This is a genomic window from Massilia alkalitolerans DSM 17462, from assembly GCF_000427785.1.
In the GTDB taxonomy this organism is placed as follows: Bacteria; Pseudomonadota; Gammaproteobacteria; order Burkholderiales; family Burkholderiaceae_D; genus Telluria; species Telluria alkalitolerans.
On record NZ_ATYR01000018.1, the window covers coordinates 1 to 20,368 of the forward strand.

Below are 20,368 nucleotides of genomic sequence, written 5' to 3' on the forward strand. Positions count from 1 at the left end.
GCGCCTGTTCGATCCATTCAGTAGGAAGATGCTCACCCAACCTTGTCCAGTCGGGAGCTTCGAGATGATTTGCTAGAAAATGAAGAGTGTCATCGAACATGGCGGCGAAGGTTAACAGCGATGCGCAACGTTTACAACGACAAAATAAAAATGCCGTTCAGTCTTAACTGAACGGCATTACCGGTCTCCCGGGGCTTTTCATTTGCAAGGCTACTGGACAGCCGGCCAGTGCTTACTTCAGGTGGTCCGAAATGAGCTTGGTCATTTCGAACATCGAGACCTGTGCCTTGCCACCGAAGACAGCCTTCAGCTTGTCGTCGGCGTTGATCATGCGGCGGTTCGATTCGTCCTGCAGGTTCTGTGCCTTGATGTAGTCCCAGACCTTCTTGGTGACTTCGGTGCGTGGCAGCGGCTTGTTGCCGACCACTGCTGCCAGTTCGCCCGACGGCGTCATCTCTTTCATGAAAGCGGCGTTCGGCTTGCGTGCCGCGGCCGGCTTCGCTGCTGGTTTCGCTGCTGCTTTTGCTGGAGCTGCTGCTTTTTTTGCTGCAGGCTTGGCCGCTGCTGCCGGCTTGGCGGCTGCTTTCTTGGCTGGCGCTGCGGTGGATTTTTTGGCTGTTGCCATCTTCGAGCCTCCTAAAACGATCACAGGGAAAGTTGCGTTATTGACGCACCGGCTTATATTGGTGGCCTTTTACTGTTCATGCAAGTCTTTTTCGAAATTTTTTCATTCTTATAAGCCCCGATATGCGAGCTATCGCACACTAGGAACTCCCCAAATGAAAAAACCGCCTGTCAGAATGTAAAAAACCGCGCAAAGCCCGTGCCTGCGCGGTTTCTTCGACGACGACGACCGGTCAGCGCAGGCCGGGCATCATGCCCTTCATCCCGCGCATCATCTTCATCAGGCCGCCGCCTTTGAGCTTCTTCATCATGGTCTGCATCTGGTCGTACTGGTTCAGCATGCGGTTCACTTCCTGCACCTGCACGCCGGCGCCGGCCGCGATGCGGCGCTTGCGGTTGGCCTTGATCAGCTCGGGCTTTGCGCGCTCGCCAGGCGTCATCGAATCGATGATGCCGACCATGCGGCGCACCTGTTTTTCGGCCTGGTCCATGTTGGCGCCCGCCGCCGCCTGCTGGAACTGGGCCGGCAGTTTATCGAGCAGGCCGGACATGCCGCCCATCTTCTTCATCTGGGTCAGCTGGGCCTTGAAGTCGTTCATGTCGAACTTGCCGCCGCCCTTGATCTTGTTGGCCAGCTCGGTCGCGGCCTCGGCGTCGACGCCCTTGCGCGCTTCTTCCACCAGCGCCAGGATGTCGCCCATGCCCAGCACGCGGTTGGCCATGCGGGTCGGGTCGAAGGCTTCCAGGCCGTCCAGCTTTTCGGATACGCCGGCGAACTTGATCGGCTTGCCGGTCACGTGGCGCACCGACAGGGCCGCACCGCCGCGCGAATCGCCATCGAGCTTGGTCAGCACCACGCCGGTAAGCGGCAGGGCGTCGTTGAAGGCCTTGGCGGTATTGATCGCATCCTGGCCCAGCATGGCGTCGACCACGAACAGGGTCTCGACCGGATTGACGGCGGCGTGCACCGCGGCGATCTCCTGCATCATCGCTTCGTCGATGCCGAGGCGGCCGGCGGTGTCGATGATCAGGACGTCGTGGTAGTGCTTCTTGGCCCAGTCCAGCGCGTTACGCGCGATGTCGACCGGCTTGTCGTTGGCGGTGGACGGGAAGAAGTCGGCGCCGACCTGCTTGGTGACGGACTCCAGCTGCGCGATCGCGGCAGGGCGGTAGACGTCGGCCGAAACGGTCAGGACCTTCTTTTTCTTCTGTTCCTTGAGGTACTTGGCGAGCTTGCCGGTGGTGGTGGTTTTACCCACACCCTGCAGGCCGGCCATCAGGATGATCGCCGGCGGCTGCTGGGCGAAGGACAGCTGGGTGGCGTCGGGACCGAGGTCGGCGCCCATCAGGGCGGCCAGCTCGCGCTGCACCACGCCGACCAGGGCCTGGCCGGGGCTGAGCGAGCCGATGACTTCTTCGCCCAGCGCTTTCTCTTTGACTTTGGCGATGAATTCGCGCACCGCCGGCAGCGCCACGTCGGCCTCGAGCAGGGCCATGCGCACTTCGCGCAGCATCTCGGCGGTGTTCGCCTCGGTAAGACGCGCCTCGCCGCGCATCGTCTTGACGACCTTGGCTAGGCGTTGGGTAAGGTTATCTAGCATGTTCTACCTGACTATATAAGACAGCACGTCGCATTCGACAAACCGACATTCTACCTTGCAGCAGCCGCCGAGTTCGACCACAGCAGCGATATAACGCAGTTTTTCCTCAAGTGTGATGCGTTCGATCATATGGAAACCTTGCCGTTTCTGACACAGCTCACGTACTCATAGTCCATTTCCCTGCAGCATCGACCTCTGTACCTGCGCATGTTTCATCGCGCCGGACACAAGCGACACCATTTGTCTTGCATAAGGGAGAACAGGCATGATCAAGCTATTCAGCAGCATCCTCGCCGCAGCCGCCCTGCTGGCAGCAGGCGGCGCCGGGGCCCAGGAGGTGGTCCGGCTCGGGAACCTCAAGCTCGCCCATTTCGGCGCGGTGTCGTACATCAAGGAGATCGCGCCGAAGTGCGGCATCCGGGTCGAGGAAAAGGTCTTCGCCAAGGGCCTGGACGTGATGCAGGCGATCATCGCCGGCGAGCTGGACGTCGGCGCCACCGCTTCGGAGGCGGCGATCTCGGGCCGCGCCGGCGGGGCGCCGATCGTCGTGGTGGCCGGTTTCGCCAAGGGCGGCGCGCGCCTGGTGGCGCGGCCCGAACTGGGCATCCGCGGCGTCGCAGGGCTCAAGGGCAGGAGGGTCGGCGTGACCCGCGGCGCGATCCAGGAAGTGCTCCTGATGGCGCAGCTGGCCAAGCACGGATTGAAGGCCGATGCGGCGCCCGGCAAGGACGTGCAGCTGGTGTTCCTGTCCTACGCCGACCTGAACCAGGCCCTGCTCGGCAAGCAGATCGACGCCATGATGCAGTCCGAGCCGCAGTCCTCGCAGGCGATCAACAAGGGCTTCGGCGTCGAAGTGATCAAGCCGTATGACACCCCGATCGGCGAGCCGATCCGGACCATGGTCATGACCGAGAAGTTCTACCGCGAGCGGCGCCCGGTGGCCGAAAAGTTCATGCGCTGCTTCGTCGACGCCACCAGGACCTTCATCGACAGCCCGTCGGTGGCCGAGAAATACGTGCGCGAGACGATCTTCAAGAACCAGATCACGAGCGACGACTTCCAGGACGCGATCCGCAATTCGCCGTACTCCTTCGACATCACGCCCGAGCACATCCAGGTCACCACCGACATCATGGCCAGGACCGGGGTGGGGCGCATGGCGAAACCGCCGGTGGCGCAGGAATGGGTGCGCACCGACCTGCTGGCGGCTGCCAAGACCAGCCTGGGCGTGAAATGAGGGACACGAACATGCATACTCCAGACAGGCGCAAACAATCACGTGTACGTTGGAAGGAAATGGCGGTCGGCGCGGTGGTGCCGGTGGCCGCCGTCCTGCTGTGGCAGTGGGTCGCCAAGAACGGCTGGGTCAACCCGCAGGTGCTGCCGGCCCCGCTGGATGTCTGGCGCAAGTGGGTGGCCTACCTGCTGCCGCTGGCGCCCTACGCGGACTATACCGAGGGCGGCTGGTGGTCCTGGGCGCTGTCGGGCGAGCTGCCGATCGACATCTGGACCAGCATGGTACGGGTAGTGGTGGGCTTCGCGATCGGCGCCGGCCTGGCCCTGCCGCTCGGGCTGGCGATGGGCGCGAGCCGCGTCGTGTACGCGTGGATGAACCCCCTGGTGCAGCTGCTGCGCCCGATCCCGCCGATCGCCTACATCCCGCTGGCCATCCTGTGGTTCGGGCTGGGCAACCCGCCGGCCGTGTTCCTGATCGCACTGGGGGCCTTCTTCCCGGTCCTGATGAACACCATCGCCGGGGTGCGCCACGTGGACGGCATCTACCTGCGCGCGGCGCGCAACCTCGGGGCGGGCGGGGTCACCATGTTCCTGCGCGTGATCCTGCCGGCCGCGGTGCCCTACATCCTGTCGGGCGTGCGGATCGGGATCGGCACCGCCTTCATCGTGGTGATCGTGTCGGAGATGATCGCCGTGAACAACGGACTGGGTTTCCGCATCCTGGAGGCGCGCGAGTACTTCTGGTCCGACAAGATCATCGCCGGGATGATCACCATCGGCCTGCTCGGCCTGGCCATCGACATCGCCATGAACCGCCTCAACAACTACCTGCTGCGCTGGCACCGCGGCCTGGAGCACTGACATGAATGCACCGCATGGTATCCCCGCGCAGGTCCTGGACCCGCATATCCGCGTCGATGGCGTCCACAAGATGTTCGAAACCGGCGGCAGGACGGTCACGGCGCTGCAGGACATCCGCCTCGACATCCCGCACGGGCAGTTCACCTGCCTGCTGGGGCCATCCGGCTGCGGCAAGTCCACGCTGCTCAACGCCGTGGCGGGCTTCTCGCTGCCCAGCAGCGGCACGATCACGGTCGACGGCAATCCGGTTACAGCACCGGGGCCGGACCGCGGCATGGTGTTCCAGGAATATGCGCTGTTCCCCTGGATGACGGTCGAGGACAACATCGGCTTCGGCCTGCACATCAAGGGCCTGGGCAAGGCCGAGATCCGCGCGCGAGTCGGCGACCTGCTGGGCATGCTGTCCCTGAGCGACTTCCGCCAGCGCTTTCCCAAGGACCTGTCGGGCGGCATGCGCCAGCGCGTCGCGATCGCGCGCGTGCTGGCGCTCGATTCGCCGATCATGCTGATGGACGAGCCCTTCGGCGCCCTGGATGCGCTCACCCGCCGCAACCTGCAGGACGAGCTGCTGCGCATCTGGTCCGAGCTGAAGAAGACCATCCTGTTCGTCACCCACAGCATCGAAGAGGCGGTCTACCTGGCGGACCGGATCGTCGTGATGACCTACCGGCCGGGAACGATCAAGCGCGACCTGCTGGTCGAGATTCCGCGCATGCGCGACCCGGCGGCGCCGGAATTCAACGCGCTCAAAAGGGAGCTGGGAGTGATGGTGATGGAAGAGCAGCAGCGCCACCATACCGAGGAGTTGCGGATGGCGGCGGTGGACTAGTAGCAAATACGCTCTTAAATAGGCCTTAGGGGCGGGGGAGGGCCCGCCCCCACCATTTCCCGATGGTGTAGACTCTTATTATGCAGAACTCCCTCTTCCTCGCCGCGGCCCTGCTGTACGCGGTGTGCGCCCTGCTGCCGTCGCGCCGGGGCGCCGTCATCTCAGGCGCCACCGCCCTGGCCTGGGCGGCGCATGGCGCCGCGCTCGGGCTCGACGTGGCCGAGCCGGGCCAGCTGCGCGTCGGCTTCGCCATCATGCTCTCGAGCGCCCTGTGGGTCTCGGTGGCCGCCTACTGGCTGGAAAACCGCAATTTCGCCCTCGACGGCATGCGCCGCCTGGTCATGCCTTTCGCCGTGGTGGCGGCGGCGCTGCCGGTCGTCTTCCCCGGCAGCCTGCTGCCGCTGAACGGCCAGACGCCCGCCTTCGGCTGGCACGTAGTGGTCGCGGTGCTGGCCTACAGCACGCTCACCATCGCCGCCTTCCACGCCGTGCTGATGGCCCTGCAGGAGGCGCGCCTGCACACGCGCGCCGCCAGCGGCGGCTGGCTGGGCAGCGCGCTGGACCAGCTGCCGGCGCTGCTGACCATGGAAAAGCTGCTGTTCCGCGTGATCTGGATCGGCTTCATCCTGCTCAGCCTCACCGTGCTGTCGGGCGTGGTGTTCTCCGAACAGCTGTTCGGCAGCGCCCTGCGCCTCGACCATAAAAGCGTGTTCGCGCTGCTATCCTGGCTGCTGTTCGCGGCGCTGCTGGCCGGCCGCCGTTTTCAAGGCTGGCGCGGCAAGACCGCGCTGCGCTTCACGCTGGCGGGCTTCGCCACGCTGGCGCTGGCCTACGTCGGCAGCCGCTTCGTGCTCGAAGTCGTCCTGCACAGGGGGCTGGCATGAGCCGCGTCATCTTCTGGATCCTCCTGATCGGGCTGGTCGTCATGGCGATCCGCGCCAAGCTCAAGGGCCTGGGCGCACGCCAGCAGCCGCCCCTGCACCGTGAACCGCCGCGCCAGGCGCCGGTGGCCGAAATCGAAACCATGACCCAGTGCGCGCATTGCGGCATCCACTTCCCGGCCTCCGAAGCGGTGCACGCCGACGGCCACGACTACTGCTCGCCGGGCCACGTGCGCCTGCCGCCGCAGTAAGCCGGCCGATGTCGCCAGCAGCGGTGCTGTCCCGCGAAGCGCGCATGACCCTGTGGCGCTCGCTCCAGACCTTTACCGTCACCCGCATCGTCATCGCGCTGGTGCTGCTGCTCTACCTGGGCGTGCGCATCACCGACGGGGGCGTGCGCCTGGACGCGGCCAACACCCCGGCCTGCCTATTCTACCTGGCGGCGGCGCTCGTATTCGGCGCGTTCGGCGCCTGGTGGCGGCGCCGCTTCGCGTTGCAGCTCGGCTGCCAGATCGCGGTCGACCTGGCCGTGATCTCGCTGCTCTACCTGGAAGCCGGCGGCATGCGCAGCGGCCTCGGGATCCTGTACCTGTTCCCGCTGGCCGGCGCCGCCATCCTGGCCCCCTTGACGCTGGCCCTGTTTGCGAGCGCGGTCGCCACCCTGTTCCTGCTGCTTGAAACCACCTGGCAGGTCTTCATGCAGGACGACGGGCGCTCGCCGATGCAGGCCGGCCTGTATGGCGCCGCCTTCTTCGCCGGCGTGCTGGTGGTGAACCGACTGGCGGCGCGCCTGATCAAGCAGGAAGAGCTGGCCGCGCAGCGCGGCGTCGACCTGCGCGTCCAGCAGGCGATCAACGCGATCGTGATCGCCGACGTCGGCGACGGCATCCTGGTGGTGGGCGACGACAGCGCGGTCTTCACCGGCAACCCGGCGGCCCGGCGCATGCTGGGCCTGGAAGGGGAGGTGGCGGCGTTCCGGCTGGGCGAGGCGGCGGGACTGGAACCGCTGGCGCAAGCCTTCGGCGCCTGGCTGCGCGCGCCGGGCGAAGACGCTGCGTTCGTGACCGTCAAGCCCTACCAGGAAGACGCAGGTCCCTTGCGCGGCCGGCGCGACGAGCCGGTGCACCTGAAGCTGCGCTTCGCGCGGGTGGGCACGCTGGATGTCGCGTTGGGACGCAGCGTGGTGTTCATGCAGGACGTCAGCGCCATCGAGAACCAGGCGCAGCAGCTCAAGCTGGCCTCGATGGGGCGCCTCACCGCCAGCATCGCACACGAGGTGCGCAATCCGCTGTCGGCGATCGGCCACGCCACCGCCCTGCTGGCCGAAGACCTGCACGGCCCGGCCGAGGTGCGCCTGCTGAAGATCGTGGGCGACAACGTGGCGCGCGTGAACCGCATGGTCGAGGACATCCTGCAGCTGTCGCGCAAGGTGCAGCCGAACGGCGAGCCGGTGCAACTGGCCAGCTTTCTCGCCGAGCTGAAGGCCGAATTCTGCGAAACCCATGGGCTCGCGGATGATATAGTCTACCTGGGCGACCCTGGGACGAGCGCGCTGCGCTTCGACCCGCTGCACCTGCACGAAGTGCTGCTCAACCTGCTGGGCAATGCGGTGCGCTATGCCAGCCGCGAGCCTGCCAGCATCCGCATCTTCCCGGCCCTGGACGCCGCCGGCCGCATCGAACTGCACGTGCAGGACGACGGCCCCGGCATCACGCCCGAAGTGCGCGCCCACCTGTTCGAGCCCTTCTATACTACCTCGAGCAAGGGCACGGGCCTGGGCCTGTACCTGGCGCGCGAGCTGTGCCTGAACAACGACGCGAAGCTCGATTACGAATACCGCTTCGACCCCACCGCCACCGGACCGCGCCGGGCGAGCGGGCGTTTCGTGATCAGCTTCTCGCAGCCGGCCTAGGATCCGGTTGCTTATATATAGTATGAGAGAACCATGACCGCACCCCGCATCCTCGTGGTCGACGACGAAGCCGACCTGCGCGAACTGCTCGAGATCACCCTGCTCAAGATGGGGCTGGACGTCGACAGCGCCGCCACGCTGCGCCAGGCGCGCGGCCTGGTCGAGGAACACGACTACGCGCTGATCCTGACCGACATGCGCCTGCCGGACGGCCTGGGGCTGGAACTGGTGCGCGAGGTGACCGCCTCGCACAAGGGCACGCCGATCGCCGTCATCACCGCCTACGGCAGCGCCGAGAACGCGGTGGTGGCGCTCAAGGCCGGCGCCTTCGACTACATCTCCAAGCCGGTGGCCCTGGATGCGCTGCGCGTGATGGTGCGCTCGGCCCTGAAACTATCCGAAGCCCCGGCGCCCCGGCCGGATGGCGCGGCGCCCGGTTCGCGCATGATCGGCACGTCAAGCGCGATGGCGGCGCTGCGCGCCCAGATCGGACGACTGGCGCGCTCGAACGCGCCGATCTCGATCACCGGCGAATCCGGCAGCGGCAAGGAACTGGCCGCGCGCGAGATCCACGCCCAGAGTTCGCGCGCCGGCAAGCCTTTCGTGGCGGTGAACTGCGGCGCCATTCCCGAAACGCTGATGGAAGCCGAGTTCTTCGGCTACCGCAAGGGCGCCTTCACCGGCGCGGCCGAAGAGCGCGACGGCTTCTTCCAGGCCGCCAACGGCGGCACCCTGATGCTGGACGAAGTGGCCGACCTGCCGCTGCCGATGCAGGTCAAGCTGCTGCGCGCCATCCAGGAGCGGCGCGTGCGCAAGATCGGCGCCACCACGGAAGAACCGGTGGACGTACGCATCATCAGCGCCACCCACCAGGACCTGGCGAAATGCGTGGAGCAGGGCAGGTTCAGGCAGGACTTGTTCTACCGCCTGAACGTAATCGAGCTGTCGCTGCCGCCGCTGCGCGAACGCATCGACGACCTGGCGCCGCTGGTGGACGCGATCCTGGCGCGCCTGGCCGGCCCGGCCCAGGCCGCGCTCGGGCCGGGCGTGCTCGATGCGCTGCGGGCCTATTCCTTCCCAGGGAATATCCGCGAACTCGAAAACGTGCTGGAGCGGGCGCTGGCCTTTGCCAACGACGGCGTGATCGAAGTGGGCGACCTGTCGCTCAAGGCGGCGCGGCCGGGCGACGCGCTGCGGCGCGAACCGGCCGCGAGCGCGCCGGCACCCATGTCGGCGCCCGCGCCCCTGCCGGAACCGGCGCCGACGCCTGCGCCTGCCCCGGTGGAGGCGGCGCCCGCATCCGCCATGCTGGGCCCCAACGGCCTGCCCGTCAACCTGCCCGAGTACCTGAGCCAGGTCGAGCGCGACATCATCGAACGCGCCCTGCAGCAGACCCAGTTCAACCGCACCCAGGCGGCGAGCCTGCTCGGCATCAGCGTGCGCCAGCTGCGCTACCAGATGCAGAAGCTGGAGATCTGCGCGCCGGACGACCATGCGTGAGTCTCCTGCAAAAGCGCTAGTTGGCATGTCATCGTGTTGTCTTTTCGCCAGTGCAAAATGCACAAGAACGATGCGCCGCGCATGCAGCTGATTAAGCCTTGGGCAGCGTTCCGGAACAGGGTTAGTGCTCACTCACCGCATACCGCCCGTCGTTCTTGCCCTATGGGCTTGTCAAGCCAGCGCACCAAAAAAAACAAAAAAAATTACGGGCTTCGTCACTTGCCCTGACCTAGGTCAGGCACTACAATTAGTCTCATATCAAGTTCGAACACTAGATATAGTGGTAGTGGATCAGAAGAAACTAGATTCACGTTCGACTTGAAGCTTGCTCCGCAAGCTACTGAATTAACAACGATTTCTACCCTGCCGCATTGATCTCATCCTTGGTTGCCAGTGAGGAGTTCCAGCTGGCGGGGTATCGCTTTGCTTAAAATTTTGTCCGGTTGACAAGTCCGGCTCAAGACAACAACGGCAAATCCGCTGCTCACTGGAGGCTCAATGCAAACAGCACAAGACATTTCGATCAATCCGCACGTCACCCCTGGCGCGTCGGCCACCGCCACGCCCGCAGAAATCGTCGCACGTGGTGACTACCGGGTTATCCGCCGCAACGGCGCCGTGGTCGCTTTCGAGCCGCACAAGATCTCGGTCGCGATGACCAAGGCCTTCCTCGCCGTCGCCGGCGGGCAGGGCGCCGCATCGGCCCGCATCCGCGAGCTGGTCGAGCAGCTGACGGGCAACGTGGTGGCCGCCCTGGTGCGCCGCCAGCCGAACGGCGGCACCTTCCATATCGAAGACGTGCAGGACCAGGTCGAACTGTCGCTGATGCGCTCGGGCGAGCATGACGTCGCCCGCGAATACGTGCTGTACCGCGCCAAGCGCATGGAAGAGCGCAAGGCCGCCAAGGAAGCCGCCGGCGGTGCCCCGGTCGCCGCGCCGCAGATCCATGTGGTCGACGGCGGCGAGCGCCGTCCGCTGGACGTGGGCGACGTCCACGCCCTCGTGAACGCCGCCTGCTCGGGCCTGGAAAAGCACGTCGACGCCGACGCCATCGTCGCCGAGACCCTGAAGAACCTGTACGACGGCGTGCCGGTCGAAGAGCTGCACAAGTCGGCCATCCTGGCCGCCCGCGCCCTGATGGAAACCGACCCGGCCTACAGCCAGGTCACCGCGCGCATCCTGCTGCACACCATCCGCAAGGAGGTCTTCGGCCATGAAGTGCCGCAAGCCGGCGCCGCTGCCGAGTACATCACCTACTTCCCGCAGTACGTCGCCAAGGGCATCCAGAACGAACTGCTGGACGAAGAGCTGGGCAAATACGACCTCGAGCGCCTGGCCAAGGCCATCGTCGCCGACCGCGACCTGCAGTTCGGCTACATCGGCCTGCAGACGCTGTACGACCGCTACTTCCTGCACGTGCGCGAAACCCGCATCGAGATGCCGCAGGCCTTCTACATGCGCGTCGCGATGGGCCTGGCCCTGCGCGAAGCCGACCGCGAAGCGCGCGCCATCGAGTTCTACAACCTGCTGTCGTCGTTCGACTTCATGAGCTCGACCCCGACCCTGTTCAACTCGGGCACCCGCCGCTCGCAGCTGTCCTCGTGCTACCTGACCACCGTCGGCGACGACCTGGAAGGCATCTACGACGCGATCAAGGAAAACGCGCTGCTGTCGAAGTTCGCCGGCGGCCTGGGCAACGACTGGACCCCGGTCCGTGCACTGGGCTCGCGCATCAAGGGCACCAACGGCAAGTCGCAGGGCGTGGTCCCGTTCCTGAAAGTGGTCAACGACACCGCCGTGGCGGTGAACCAGGGCGGCAAGCGCAAGGGCGCGGTCTGCGCCTACCTGGAAACCTGGCACATGGACATCGAGGAATTCCTCGACCTGCGCAAGAACACCGGCGACGACCGCCGCCGCACCCACGACATGAACACCGCGAACTGGATTCCCGACCTGTTCATGAAGCGCGTGATGGAAAAGGGCCACTGGAGCCTGTTCTCGCCGAGCGAAACCCCGGACCTGCACGACAAGGTCGGCAAGGCCTTCGAAGAAGCCTACGTGGCCTATGAAGCCAAGGCCGCCCGCGGCGAAATGACCGTGTACAAGAAGGTCGAAGCCCTCGACCTGTGGCGCAAGATGCTGTCGATGCTGTTCGAGACCGGCCACCCGTGGATCACCTTCAAGGATCCGTGCAACATCCGCTCGCCGCAGCAGCACGTCGGCGTGGTGCACTCGTCGAACCTGTGCACCGAGATCACCCTGAACACCAGCGCCGACGAGATCGCCGTCTGCAACCTGGGCTCGGTGAACCTGCCGCAGCACATGAAGGGCGAGGGCCTGGACCACGCCAAGCTGCAGAAGACCATCCGCACCGCGATGCGCATGCTGGACAACGTCATCGACATCAACTACTACGCCGTGGACAAGGCGCGCAACTCGAACCTGCGCCACCGCCCGGTGGGCATGGGCATCATGGGTCACCAGGACTGCCTGCACATGATGCGCGTGCCGTTCGCCTCGGACAAGGCCGTGGAATTCGCCGACAAGTCGATGGAAGCCGTCTGCTACTACGCCTACCTGGCCTCGACCGAGCTGGCCGAAGAGCGCGGCCGCTACGAGACCTACGAAGGTTCGCTGTGGGACCGCGGCATCCTGCCGCAGGATTCGATCAAGCTGCTGGCGGAAGAACGCGGCGGCTACCTGGAACAGGACACCAGCGAATCGATGGACTGGACCGTGGTGCGCGAGCGCATCAAGCAGTTCGGCATGCGTAACTCGAACTGCGTGGCGATCGCCCCGACCGCGACCATCTCGAACATCATCGGCGTGTCGGCCTGCATCGAGCCGACCTTCCAGAACCTGTACGTGAAGTCGAACCTGTCGGGCGAGTTCACCGAGATCAACTCCTACCTGGTGCGCGACCTGAAGGCGCGCGACCTGTGGGACGAAGTGATGATCGCCGACCTGAAATACTTCGACGGTTCGCTCTCCAAGATCGACCGCGTGCCGCAAGACCTGCGCGACATCTACGCCACCGCGTTCGAAGTCGAGCCGAAGTGGCTGGTGGAAGCCGCCTCGCGCCGCCAGAAGTGGATCGACCAGGCCCAGTCGCTGAACATCTACATGGCCGGCGCCTCGGGCAAGAAGCTGGACGAGACCTATAAACTGGCCTGGCTGCGCGGCCTGAAGACCACCTACTACCTGCGCACCATCGCGGCGACGCACATGGAGAAGTCGACCACCCGTACCGGCGCGCTGAACGCGGTGCCGGTCTCGGGCGGCCTGGTGGCCGGCCATGCCGCTCCGGCAGCGAACGGCCCGGTGGCTGCCGCATCGGCAACACCTGCCGCAGCACCGGCGGCTGCAAGCGCGGAAGTGGTGGAAGGCGCCGCCTGCTACCTGCGTCCGGGCGACGCCGGCTTCGACGAGTGCGAAGCCTGCCAATAATCGGCAAGTGAGGTGCAGGCGAGTCGAGGCTCGCCTGCACCAGTAACTTATGAATCGTCATTCCCGCGAAGGCGGGAATCCAAGTTCGCAGCATTCCGCCAGCGCTTGGGTCCTCAAGACGACGCTTACTGAACAAACGAATTTGACCGTCCGCCCCGCGCGGACGCAGTCACGAAAGAAGGAACGAACACATGCTCTCCTGGGACGACGAACCAAGCACCGCACCAGCCCCGCGCGCACCGCAAGCCGCCGGCGACGCCGCACCTGCCGCCGCCGAAGTCGCCAAGCGCGTCAACGCCGACGACAAGCGCATCATCAACGGCCAGACCGACGTGAACCAGCTGGTGCCGTTCAAGTACAAGTGGGCATGGGACAAGTACCTGGCCGGCTGCGCGAACCACTGGATGCCGCAGGAAGTGAACATGCAGCGCGACATCGAGCTGTGGAAGAGCCCGAACGGCCTGTCGGAAGACGAGCGCCGCCTGGTCAAGCGCAACCTCGGCTTCTTCGTCACCGCCGACTCGCTGGCCGCGAACAACATCGTGCTGGGCACCTACCGCCACATCACCGCCCCGGAATGCCGCCAGTACCTGCTGCGCCAGGCCTTCGAGGAAGCGATCCACACCCACGCCTACCAGTACATCGTCGAGTCGCTGGGCCTGGACGAGCGCGAGATCTTCAACGCCTACAACGAGATCGCGTCGATCCACGACAAGGACCAGTTCCTGATCCCGTTCATCAACGTCCTGACCGACCCTGAGTTCAAGACCGGCACCCTGGAAAACGACCAGAAGCTGCTGAAGTCGATCATCGTGTTCGCCTGCCTGATGGAAGGCCTGTTCTTCTACGTCGGCTTCACCCAGATCCTGGCGCTCGGTCGTCAAAATAAAATGACCGGCGCCGCCGAGCAGTACCAGTACATCCTGCGCGACGAGTCGATGCACGTGAACTTCGGCATCGACCTGATCAACACGATCAAGATGGAAAACCCGCAGCTGTGGACCCCGGCCTTCCGCGAAGAGCTCAAGGCCCTGTTCCTGCAGGCCGTCGAACTCGAGTACCGCTACGCCGAAGACACCATGCCGCGCGGCGTGCTGGGCCTGAACGCCCCGATGTTCAAGGGCTACCTGCGCTTCATCGCCAACCGCCGCGCCGTGCAGATCGGCCTGGATCCGCTGTTCCCGAACGAAGAGAACCCGTTCCCGTGGATGAGCGAGATGATCGACCTGAAGAAGGAACGTAACTTCTTCGAGACGCGCGTGACGGAGTATCAGACCGGTGGGGCGCTGAGCTGGGACTGATCTCCCGCATCGGACACACGAAACCCGGCTGCCGGCAACGGCAGCCGGGTTTTTTCATGCCCGAGTCCGGAGCTATGCTAAGTTTGCGTTCCTGATCGCAGTCATCACCATGAGAGGACAAGACCAGCCATGCCCCCGGAACAAGCCAAGGAACTGCTGCAGACATTGAGAACCCGCTTCGACAAGAACATGCACCGCCACGCGGGAGTTGACTGGTCCGAGGTAGAGGCAAGACTCGCAGACCATCCCGCCGCGCTGGATGCGCTGGCACAGATGGAAGCCACCGGCGGCGAACCGGACGTCGTCGGCATTGAGGAGGCGACTGGCAGCATCGTCTTCTGCGACTGTTCCCCGGAATCGCCGGCAGGCCGCCGCAGCATCTGCTACGACCGCGCCGCTTTGGAGGCGCGCAAGGAAAACAAGCCGCGCAGCAGTGCGGAGGAGGTGGCCGCCGGCATGGGCATCGCGTTGCTGACCGAAGAACAATACCGCCACCTGCAAACGCTCGGCGAATTCGACCGCAAGACCTCGAGCTGGATCGCGACGCCCATGGACGTGCGCAAGCTGGGCGGCGCGTTGTTCTGCGACCGCCGCTACGGCCGGGTGTTCGTCTACCACAACGGCGCCGAGTCTTATTACGCTGCGCGCGGCTTTCGCGGCCTGCTGATCGTGTGAGGAATTAGCGCCGCGCCTGCGCCACCAGCGCCAGCAAGTCCGGCGCCGCCACCGGCTTGACCAGGTGATGGTCGAATCCCGCCGCCATGGCGTTCCGCCGGTCCTGCTCCTGTCCGTAGCCCGTCAAGGCGATCAGGGTCGCCCCGCTTGTCTCCGGCTGGGCACGCAGCCGGCGCGCCAGCTCGTTCCCATCCATCCCCGGCAGCCCGATATCGAGGATGCACACCTCGGGCAGCCAGGTCCGGGCCCGCTCGAGCGCCTGCTGCGGGCCGTATTCGACCATGACGACGTGTCCCGCCGCCTCCAGGCACATGCCCAGCATCTGGGCCGCATCGACATTGTCGTCGACCACCAGCACGCGCCGCGCGGCGGACGGTGCAAGCGGCGCGGCCTCACCCTGCGGAGCCTCCGGCACATCCGCCTCGGCGGCGCGCGGCAGGGTCACGACGAAACGGCTGCCCCGGCCCGGGCCGTCGCTGTGGCAGGCGACGACGCCGCCGTGCAGCTCCACCAGGCTTTTCACCAGGGCCAGGCCGATGCCGAGGCCGCCCTGCGAGCGGTCGGGACTGCGGTCGGCCTGGGCGAACAGGTCGAAGATGCGCGCCTGCAGTTCCTGGGCGATGCCGATGCCGTTGTCCGCCACTTCCAGGACCACCTCCGATGCGCTCGCTCCCATCCTCACTTCGATGCGGCCTTCCGCCGGCGTATACTTGGCCGCGTTGCCCAGCAGGTTGCTCAGCACCTGCACCAGGCGCTTGTGGTCGCCCAGCACCTGGGCGGCGTCAAAAGCCAGTTCCACCACCAGGCGGTGGCGCTTCGCTTCCATCAGGGGGCGGGTCTGCTCGACGGCGTCGGCGATGACCTGCTTCACGTCGAGCCGCGCCTGTTGCAGCTCGACCAGGCCGCGCGTGACGCGCGAGACGTCCAGCAGGTCGTCCACCAGGCCGGTCATGTGCCTGACTTGGCGCGAGATGATCTGGCTGGTGCGGCGGCGCTGCTCGGGCGCCAGGTCGCGCGACTCCAGCAGGTCGGCGGCCGCGCGGATCGGCGCCATCGGGTTGCGCAGTTCGTGCGCCAGCATCGCCAGGAATTCGTCCTTGCGGCGGTCGGCCTCGTGCAGGGCTTCCTCGGCGTGCTTGCGCTTGGTAATGTCGATGCAGACCGCGAGGATGCTGTCCGAGCCGTTTCCTCCCGGAGCACGGATCAGGCTCACCGTGTTGTTGATCCACACGCTGCTGCCGTCCGGGCGCAGGTAGCGCTTTTCGATCTCGAACGGCTCGCCGGTCGCGACGGTGCGCTTGAACAGCGGCAGGTTCAGCGCCAGGTCGTCCGGATGCGTGATCTCCTGCATCGGTGTCCCGAGCAGCGCTTCGTGCGTGCGCCCCACGATGTCGCAAAAACGCTCGTTGATCTTCACGATGCGGCCTTGCAGGTCGGTTTCGCAGATGCCGGCGGCGGTCTGCCCGAACACCGACTGCAGATGGGCCTCGCTCTTGCGCAGCGCATCCTCGGTGCGCCGGCGCTCGGTCAGGTCGACGAAGGTGCAGACCGCCCCTTGCAGCTGGCCGTCGCGCCAGACCGGGCGGGCGCGGTACTCGACCGGAAAGGCGCTGCCGTCCACGCGGAAGAACATCTCGTCGTCCACCAGCGCCGGCACGCCGTCGCGCGCGGCGCGGTAGATCGGGCAATCCTCGACGCAGTAATGCGCGCCGTCCGGGTGCGCGTGGTGGATCACGCCATGCAGCTTCCTGCCGATCACCTCGTCTTCGCTCCGGAATCCCAGTATCTTCAGGAAGGCGGCGTTGCACATGATGGTGACGCCGTCGCGGTCCACCGAATAGAAACCTTCCTCGGTGCAGTCGAGCAGCAGGCGCAGGTAGTCGTGGCTGCCGCGCACCCGCTCCTCGGCCGCGCCCAGTTCGATCGCGATGCGGCTGCGCTCGATCGATTCCCAGCAGCGGTTCGCGACCGCTTCCAGCAGCCGCACCTCATGCGCCTGCCACTGGCGCGGCGCCGACTGGTGCAGGGCCATGCCGGCCACCCACTGGTCGCCCTTGATGACGGGGACGGAGATCACGGCGCGGATGCCGGTGTCGCGGTAGGCCTGCAGCACGTCGCCGACACGGGCGTCCAGCTCGGCGTCCTCCACGACATAGGGCTGGCCCAGGCGGTTCAGGCGGACGAACTCGGCGCCGAAGGCGGCCAGCCGGTAGTGCCCGACGATGCTGGGAACGTCCCTGGTGTAGTTGCCGGTGAGGGTGAAGCTGCCCTGGTCTTCGCTGACGTAGGCGTATGCGCAGCGGTCCGCGCCAAGGTGCTCGCCGAGCAGGCGCGCGGCGGTCTGGGCAATCTGTTCGGGATCGGTGAGCAGGCGGATCGCGTCGTCGAGTCCGGTGATGAAGCGATAGCGGGCAAGTTCGGCATGCGCCAGGGAGTCCGCATCGGCCGGGGGCATCGGCATTGGTGTCAGTATTCGTTAACTGCTTGTCATGGGCTCCGCGCGCTGGTGCGGGAGAGGTCGGTGCGCGATTATAGCCCTGACGCACTTTGCTCAGCGCACGTGGCCGAGTTGCCCTATGATGTCGAACCGTCCAGTTCCGCATTGCTCACAACAGGAGAACGCCTTTGCAAGCCAAGACCCTGGCGCTGCTCGCCAGCCTGGCAGCCGCATCCGCTGCCCACGCCGCACCGTCGACGACGGCCGGCCAGACTACCTTCCAGAACAACTGCGCCAGCTGCCACAGCGTGGACGCGAACCTGTCCTCGCGCGCCGGTCCGGGCCTGTTCGGCGTCGTCGGGCGCAAGGCGGCCGGCGTCCCCGGCTTCAACTACTCAGCGGCCCTGGTGAAAGCCGGCGCCGCCGGCAAGACCTGGACCCGCGAAGAGCTGGACGTTTTCCTGGCTGACCCGGCGAAGAACGTGCCGGGCACCACCATGCCGGTCGGCGTGCCGGACAAGCAGGCCCGCGCCGCGCTGGTCGCCTACCTCGCCAGCCTGCAGGGCGCCGTCACGGCAGCGGCAGCTGCGAAGCCGGCCACGGCGGCCGAGCGCCAGGGTTCCTGGGACGACAACCAGCCCGGCCGCATCCACCACATCAAGGTCACCGACATGCCGCCGCCGTTTGCCACGAGCAGCGCCGGCAACGGCCCGCGCGTCGAGGCGCGTCCGAACGGCAGCATGCCGGTCGTGCCGCAGGGCTTCGCGGTCAGCGTGTTCGCCGTTGATGCCGACAAGCCGCGAGTGGCGTTGCGCGCGCCGAACGGCGACGTCTTCCTGGCGGCCACCGCCAAGGGCGAGATCAAGGTGGCGCGCGCGAAGAACGGCCAGGCCGCCGACAAGGTAGACGTCTTCGCCACTGGCTTGAGTCGCCCCTACGGCATCGCCTTCTGGCCGTCGGGCGCAAACCCGCAGTACCTGTACGTCGCCAATGTCAATTCGGTGGTGCGTATCCCTTACCGCAACGGCGACCTGAAGGCGCGCGGCGCGGCGGAAGTCATCGTGCCCGAGCTGTCCGACACCAGCGGCGGCCACACCACCCGTACCCTGGCGTTCTCGAAGGACGGCAAGACCATGCTGCTGTCGATCGGCTCGGCCACCAACGTGGCCACCGAGATCGGCCCGCAGCCGCCCGAACCGATCGCGCAGTGGGAAGCCAGGCACGGCGTCGGCGCCAGCTGGGGCGTGGAGACCGACCGCGCCACCGTCATGGCCTTCGACGTGGATGGCAAGAACCGCCGCACCTATGCCACCGGTCTGCGCAACTGCGTCGGCATGCTGGTCTACCCGGGCACGGGCGACGTGATGTGCACCGTGAACGAGCGCGATGCGCTGGGCGACAACCTGCCGCCGGACTACCTGACGCGCGTGAAGCAGGGCGGCTTCTACGGCTGGCCGTGGTACTACATCGGCGACAACGAAGACCCGCGCCTGAAGGGCCAGCGCCCGGACCTGAAGGGCAAGAGCATCGTGCCGGACGTGCTGATCCAGTCGCACTCGGCGCCGCTCGGCATGGTGGTGTACCAGGCGCCGAAGGGCGCGAAGAACGCCTTCCCGAAGGAGTACGAGGGTGACGTGTTCGTGGCCCTGCACGGTTCCTGGAACCGCGGCGTGCGCACCGGCTACAAGGTGGTGCGCGTCTTCATGAATGACGGCGTGCCGACCGGCCAGTACCAGGACTTCATGAGCGGCATGGTGCTGAGCGACCGCGACGTCTGGGGCCGCCCCGCCGCCGTCGAGGTGGCGCAGGATGGCGCCCTGCTGGTGGTCGACGACGCCGGCGGCACCGTCTGGCGGATCGCCCCGCAGCGCTGAAGCCTCTCTCCTGAAACCCGTCGCGAGACGGGTTTTTTCATTGTTGAGCTCGCTCATCATCCGCCCGGTGTCCCTGCACTAAGGTGAGGAGGATCGACAAGGGAGAGAGCGATGAATGTCAGGGAAACCCCGCGCGCGCCGGCGCACACGGTGGAATGGGAATTCGCCCAGTCCATCTACGCTTCCGTGCTGGCCGACGTGCCCGCCGCACTGTTCCCTTACTGGGCCAGGAGCGCGCACGAGGCCTTTCCCGGCATCCCGCGCGACGCTTCCTTCTATGCCCAGTCGGCCGAAGGCCTGATGATGTTCTTCGATTGCGCGGCCGCAGCGGCCGGGACCTGTGCGCTGCCTTCGCGCGCGGCGGATTCGGTCTGGCATGCGTGGACGCGCCTGGATGCCGCAGGCCTCGACGCTTTTTGCATCCGCCATGTCGGCCGCGCCGTCCCGCGTGTGGAGCACATGCGGGAAGGGGAGTTGGACAGGGCGCTGGCCGTCTGCCTGGTGCAGGCGCGGCGCCGCGCCTCGCAGCCGGCGGCGGGCAGCCACCTCCCGCGGCTGTTCGGGCTGGACGCCCAGCTGGGCATGCCGCGCGGCGCCGGCTACCGCGTCATTGGCGGCCTGGTCGCCTGTTCGCCCCTGGACGAGTTGGGCAATCTTGACGCCAAGGTGGACTTCCCCGGCAGCTTGAAGCCCGAGGCCCTGCGTCTTGCGGGCCTGGTGAGCGACGCGGAATATGCCGAGGCCTGCGTCGGCTAGATGAATGGCCTGAGCGAGATCTTCAGCAGGATGGCGAACTCGTCGAGGTCCATCGCCTTGGCGAGGTAGTTCGAGGCGCCCAGCAGCGAGGCGCGCACGCGGTCCGATTCCACCGGCAGCGAGGTCACCACGACGGCCGGAATGGCCTGCAGGCAGGGGGAGGAGCGGATGTGCTTGAGCACGCCGAAGCCGTCGATCTTCGGCAGCCGCACGTCCAGCAGGATCAGTGCGAACTGTCCGGCGGTGCCGGCCGCTTCCACGCGGCGCAGCAGCACCAGGGCTTCATCGCCGTCATGGACATGGACGACCGGATTGTGAATGCCTGAGCGCCGCAGCGCGTGGACAGTCAGCTCCGCGTCCAGGGGACGGTCCTCGATGAGCAGGATATTGTCGGACATAAGCGGACAATTGTAGCGGTGCCAACAAAGCAGCCG

The 20,368-nt window shown here is 66.2% G+C and carries 16 protein-coding genes; 12 read left to right on the forward strand and 4 right to left on the reverse strand.

Translation table 11 applies throughout. The annotated features are described in order from the left end of the window. Nucleotides 1-232: 232 nt before the first annotated feature. A complete protein-coding gene (locus tag YWC_RS32165; protein WP_027866608.1) occupies nucleotides 233-625 on the reverse strand; it encodes an SWIB/MDM2 domain-containing protein in 393 nt (130 codons plus the stop codon). A gap of 232 nt (nucleotides 626-857) precedes the next feature. Beyond that, nucleotides 858-2,225, reverse strand: coding sequence for a signal recognition particle protein (ffh, locus tag YWC_RS0117870; RefSeq protein WP_027866609.1), 1,368 nt, complete (start codon nucleotides 2,223-2,225; stop codon nucleotides 858-860). Nucleotides 2,226-2,490: 265 nt separating this feature from the next. Between ffh and YWC_RS0117875 the strand changes: the two genes are divergently transcribed. From YWC_RS0117875 to YWC_RS0117920, 10 genes are all read left to right on the forward strand, one after another. Continuing rightward, on the forward strand, nucleotides 2,491-3,462 hold the full coding sequence (locus tag YWC_RS0117875; protein WP_027866610.1) for an ABC transporter substrate-binding protein: 972 nt from the start codon (nucleotides 2,491-2,493) through the stop codon (nucleotides 3,460-3,462). 11 nt (nucleotides 3,463-3,473) lie between these two features. Beyond that, nucleotides 3,474-4,322 carry an ABC transporter permease gene (locus YWC_RS0117880; protein ID WP_027866611.1) on the forward strand — a complete coding sequence of 283 codons (849 nt, stop codon included), beginning with the start codon at nucleotides 3,474-3,476 and terminating at the stop codon, nucleotides 4,320-4,322. A 1-nt stretch (nucleotide 4,323) separates the two neighbouring features. Then, complete coding sequence (locus tag YWC_RS0117885) at nucleotides 4,324-5,151, forward strand: ABC transporter ATP-binding protein (protein ID WP_051306545.1); 828 nt, start codon at nucleotides 4,324-4,326, stop codon at nucleotides 5,149-5,151. Between the two features lie 80 nt (nucleotides 5,152-5,231). Continuing rightward, complete coding sequence (locus tag YWC_RS0117890) at nucleotides 5,232-6,035, forward strand: cytochrome C assembly family protein (RefSeq protein ID WP_027866613.1); 804 nt, start codon at nucleotides 5,232-5,234, stop codon at nucleotides 6,033-6,035. Next, nucleotides 6,032-6,283 carry a PP0621 family protein gene (locus YWC_RS0117895; protein WP_027866614.1) on the forward strand — a complete coding sequence of 84 codons (252 nt, stop codon included), beginning with the start codon at nucleotides 6,032-6,034 and terminating at the stop codon, nucleotides 6,281-6,283. Before YWC_RS0117890 ends, YWC_RS0117895 begins: the two co-directional genes overlap by 4 nt. Nucleotides 6,284-6,291: 8 nt before the next feature. Next, nucleotides 6,292-7,944, forward strand: a complete 1,653-nt coding sequence (locus tag YWC_RS0117900; RefSeq protein ID WP_027866615.1) for a two-component system sensor histidine kinase NtrB — start codon at nucleotides 6,292-6,294, stop codon at nucleotides 7,942-7,944. A gap of 33 nt (nucleotides 7,945-7,977) precedes the next feature. Further along, entirely contained in the window at nucleotides 7,978-9,444 is a 1,467-nt protein-coding gene (locus YWC_RS0117905) for a sigma-54-dependent transcriptional regulator (protein ID WP_027866616.1), read from the forward strand. Nucleotides 9,445-9,942: 498 nt separating this feature from the next. Then, nucleotides 9,943-12,891 (forward strand): ribonucleoside-diphosphate reductase subunit alpha, encoded by a 2,949-nt coding sequence (locus YWC_RS0117910; protein WP_027866617.1) that lies wholly within the window; start codon nucleotides 9,943-9,945, stop codon nucleotides 12,889-12,891. Nucleotides 12,892-13,082: 191 nt separating this feature from the next. Beyond that, the gene (locus tag YWC_RS0117915) at nucleotides 13,083-14,192 is read left to right on the forward strand and encodes a ribonucleotide-diphosphate reductase subunit beta (RefSeq protein ID WP_027866618.1); all 1,110 of its coding nucleotides are present in this window, start codon (nucleotides 13,083-13,085) and stop codon (nucleotides 14,190-14,192) included. A gap of 129 nt (nucleotides 14,193-14,321) precedes the next feature. Then, nucleotides 14,322-14,867 carry a DUF4256 domain-containing protein gene (locus YWC_RS0117920; protein WP_027866619.1) on the forward strand — a complete coding sequence of 182 codons (546 nt, stop codon included), beginning with the start codon at nucleotides 14,322-14,324 and terminating at the stop codon, nucleotides 14,865-14,867. Nucleotides 14,868-14,871: 4 nt separating this feature from the next. On the opposite strand, the gene YWC_RS31680 is transcribed toward YWC_RS0117920, so the two are convergent. Continuing rightward, on the reverse strand, nucleotides 14,872-17,328 hold the full coding sequence (locus YWC_RS31680) for a PAS domain S-box protein (protein WP_051306546.1): 2,457 nt from the start codon (nucleotides 17,326-17,328) through the stop codon (nucleotides 14,872-14,874). Nucleotides 17,329-17,492: 164 nt separating this feature from the next. Here YWC_RS31680 and YWC_RS0117930 point away from each other — a divergent pair, with 164 nt between their 5' ends. Further along, nucleotides 17,493-19,178 carry a PQQ-dependent sugar dehydrogenase gene (locus YWC_RS0117930; RefSeq protein WP_027866620.1) on the forward strand — a complete coding sequence of 562 codons (1,686 nt, stop codon included), beginning with the start codon at nucleotides 17,493-17,495 and terminating at the stop codon, nucleotides 19,176-19,178. A 111-nt stretch (nucleotides 19,179-19,289) separates the two neighbouring features. Further along, entirely contained in the window at nucleotides 19,290-19,934 is a 645-nt protein-coding gene (locus YWC_RS0117935) for a hypothetical protein (protein WP_027866621.1), read from the forward strand. On the opposite strand, the gene YWC_RS33370 is transcribed toward YWC_RS0117935, so the two are convergent. Next, a complete protein-coding gene (locus YWC_RS33370; RefSeq protein ID WP_027866622.1) occupies nucleotides 19,931-20,332 on the reverse strand; it encodes a response regulator in 402 nt (133 codons plus the stop codon). The two genes, YWC_RS0117935 and YWC_RS33370, sit on opposite strands and share 4 nt — an antisense overlap. Nucleotides 20,333-20,368: the final 36 nt, after the last annotated feature.

Excerpts from the sequence above, each read along its gene's own strand:
- YWC_RS32165 (WP_027866608.1), bottom strand. The coding sequence starts at position 625 with ATGGCAACAGCCAAAAAATCCACCGCAGCGCCAGCCAAGAAAGCAGCC.
- ffh (WP_027866609.1), bottom strand. The coding sequence starts at position 2,225 with ATGCTAGATAACCTTACCCAACGCCTAGCCAAGGTCGTCAAGACGATG.
- YWC_RS0117875 (WP_027866610.1), top strand. The coding sequence starts at position 2,491 with ATGATCAAGCTATTCAGCAGCATCCTCGCCGCAGCCGCCCTGCTGGCA.
- YWC_RS0117880 (WP_027866611.1), top strand. The coding sequence starts at position 3,474 with ATGCATACTCCAGACAGGCGCAAACAATCACGTGTACGTTGGAAGGAA.
- YWC_RS0117885 (WP_051306545.1), top strand. The coding sequence starts at position 4,324 with ATGAATGCACCGCATGGTATCCCCGCGCAGGTCCTGGACCCGCATATC.
- YWC_RS0117890 (WP_027866613.1), top strand. The coding sequence starts at position 5,232 with ATGCAGAACTCCCTCTTCCTCGCCGCGGCCCTGCTGTACGCGGTGTGC.
- YWC_RS0117895 (WP_027866614.1), top strand. The coding sequence starts at position 6,032 with ATGAGCCGCGTCATCTTCTGGATCCTCCTGATCGGGCTGGTCGTCATG.
- YWC_RS0117900 (WP_027866615.1), top strand. The coding sequence starts at position 6,292 with ATGTCGCCAGCAGCGGTGCTGTCCCGCGAAGCGCGCATGACCCTGTGG.
- YWC_RS0117905 (WP_027866616.1), top strand. The coding sequence starts at position 7,978 with ATGACCGCACCCCGCATCCTCGTGGTCGACGACGAAGCCGACCTGCGC.
- YWC_RS0117910 (WP_027866617.1), top strand. The coding sequence starts at position 9,943 with ATGCAAACAGCACAAGACATTTCGATCAATCCGCACGTCACCCCTGGC.
- YWC_RS0117915 (WP_027866618.1), top strand. The coding sequence starts at position 13,083 with ATGCTCTCCTGGGACGACGAACCAAGCACCGCACCAGCCCCGCGCGCA.
- YWC_RS0117920 (WP_027866619.1), top strand. The coding sequence starts at position 14,322 with ATGCCCCCGGAACAAGCCAAGGAACTGCTGCAGACATTGAGAACCCGC.
- YWC_RS31680 (WP_051306546.1), bottom strand. The coding sequence starts at position 17,328 with ATGCCGATGCCCCCGGCCGATGCGGACTCCCTGGCGCATGCCGAACTT.
- YWC_RS0117935 (WP_027866621.1), top strand. The coding sequence starts at position 19,290 with ATGAATGTCAGGGAAACCCCGCGCGCGCCGGCGCACACGGTGGAATGG.
- YWC_RS33370 (WP_027866622.1), bottom strand. The coding sequence starts at position 20,332 with ATGTCCGACAATATCCTGCTCATCGAGGACCGTCCCCTGGACGCGGAG.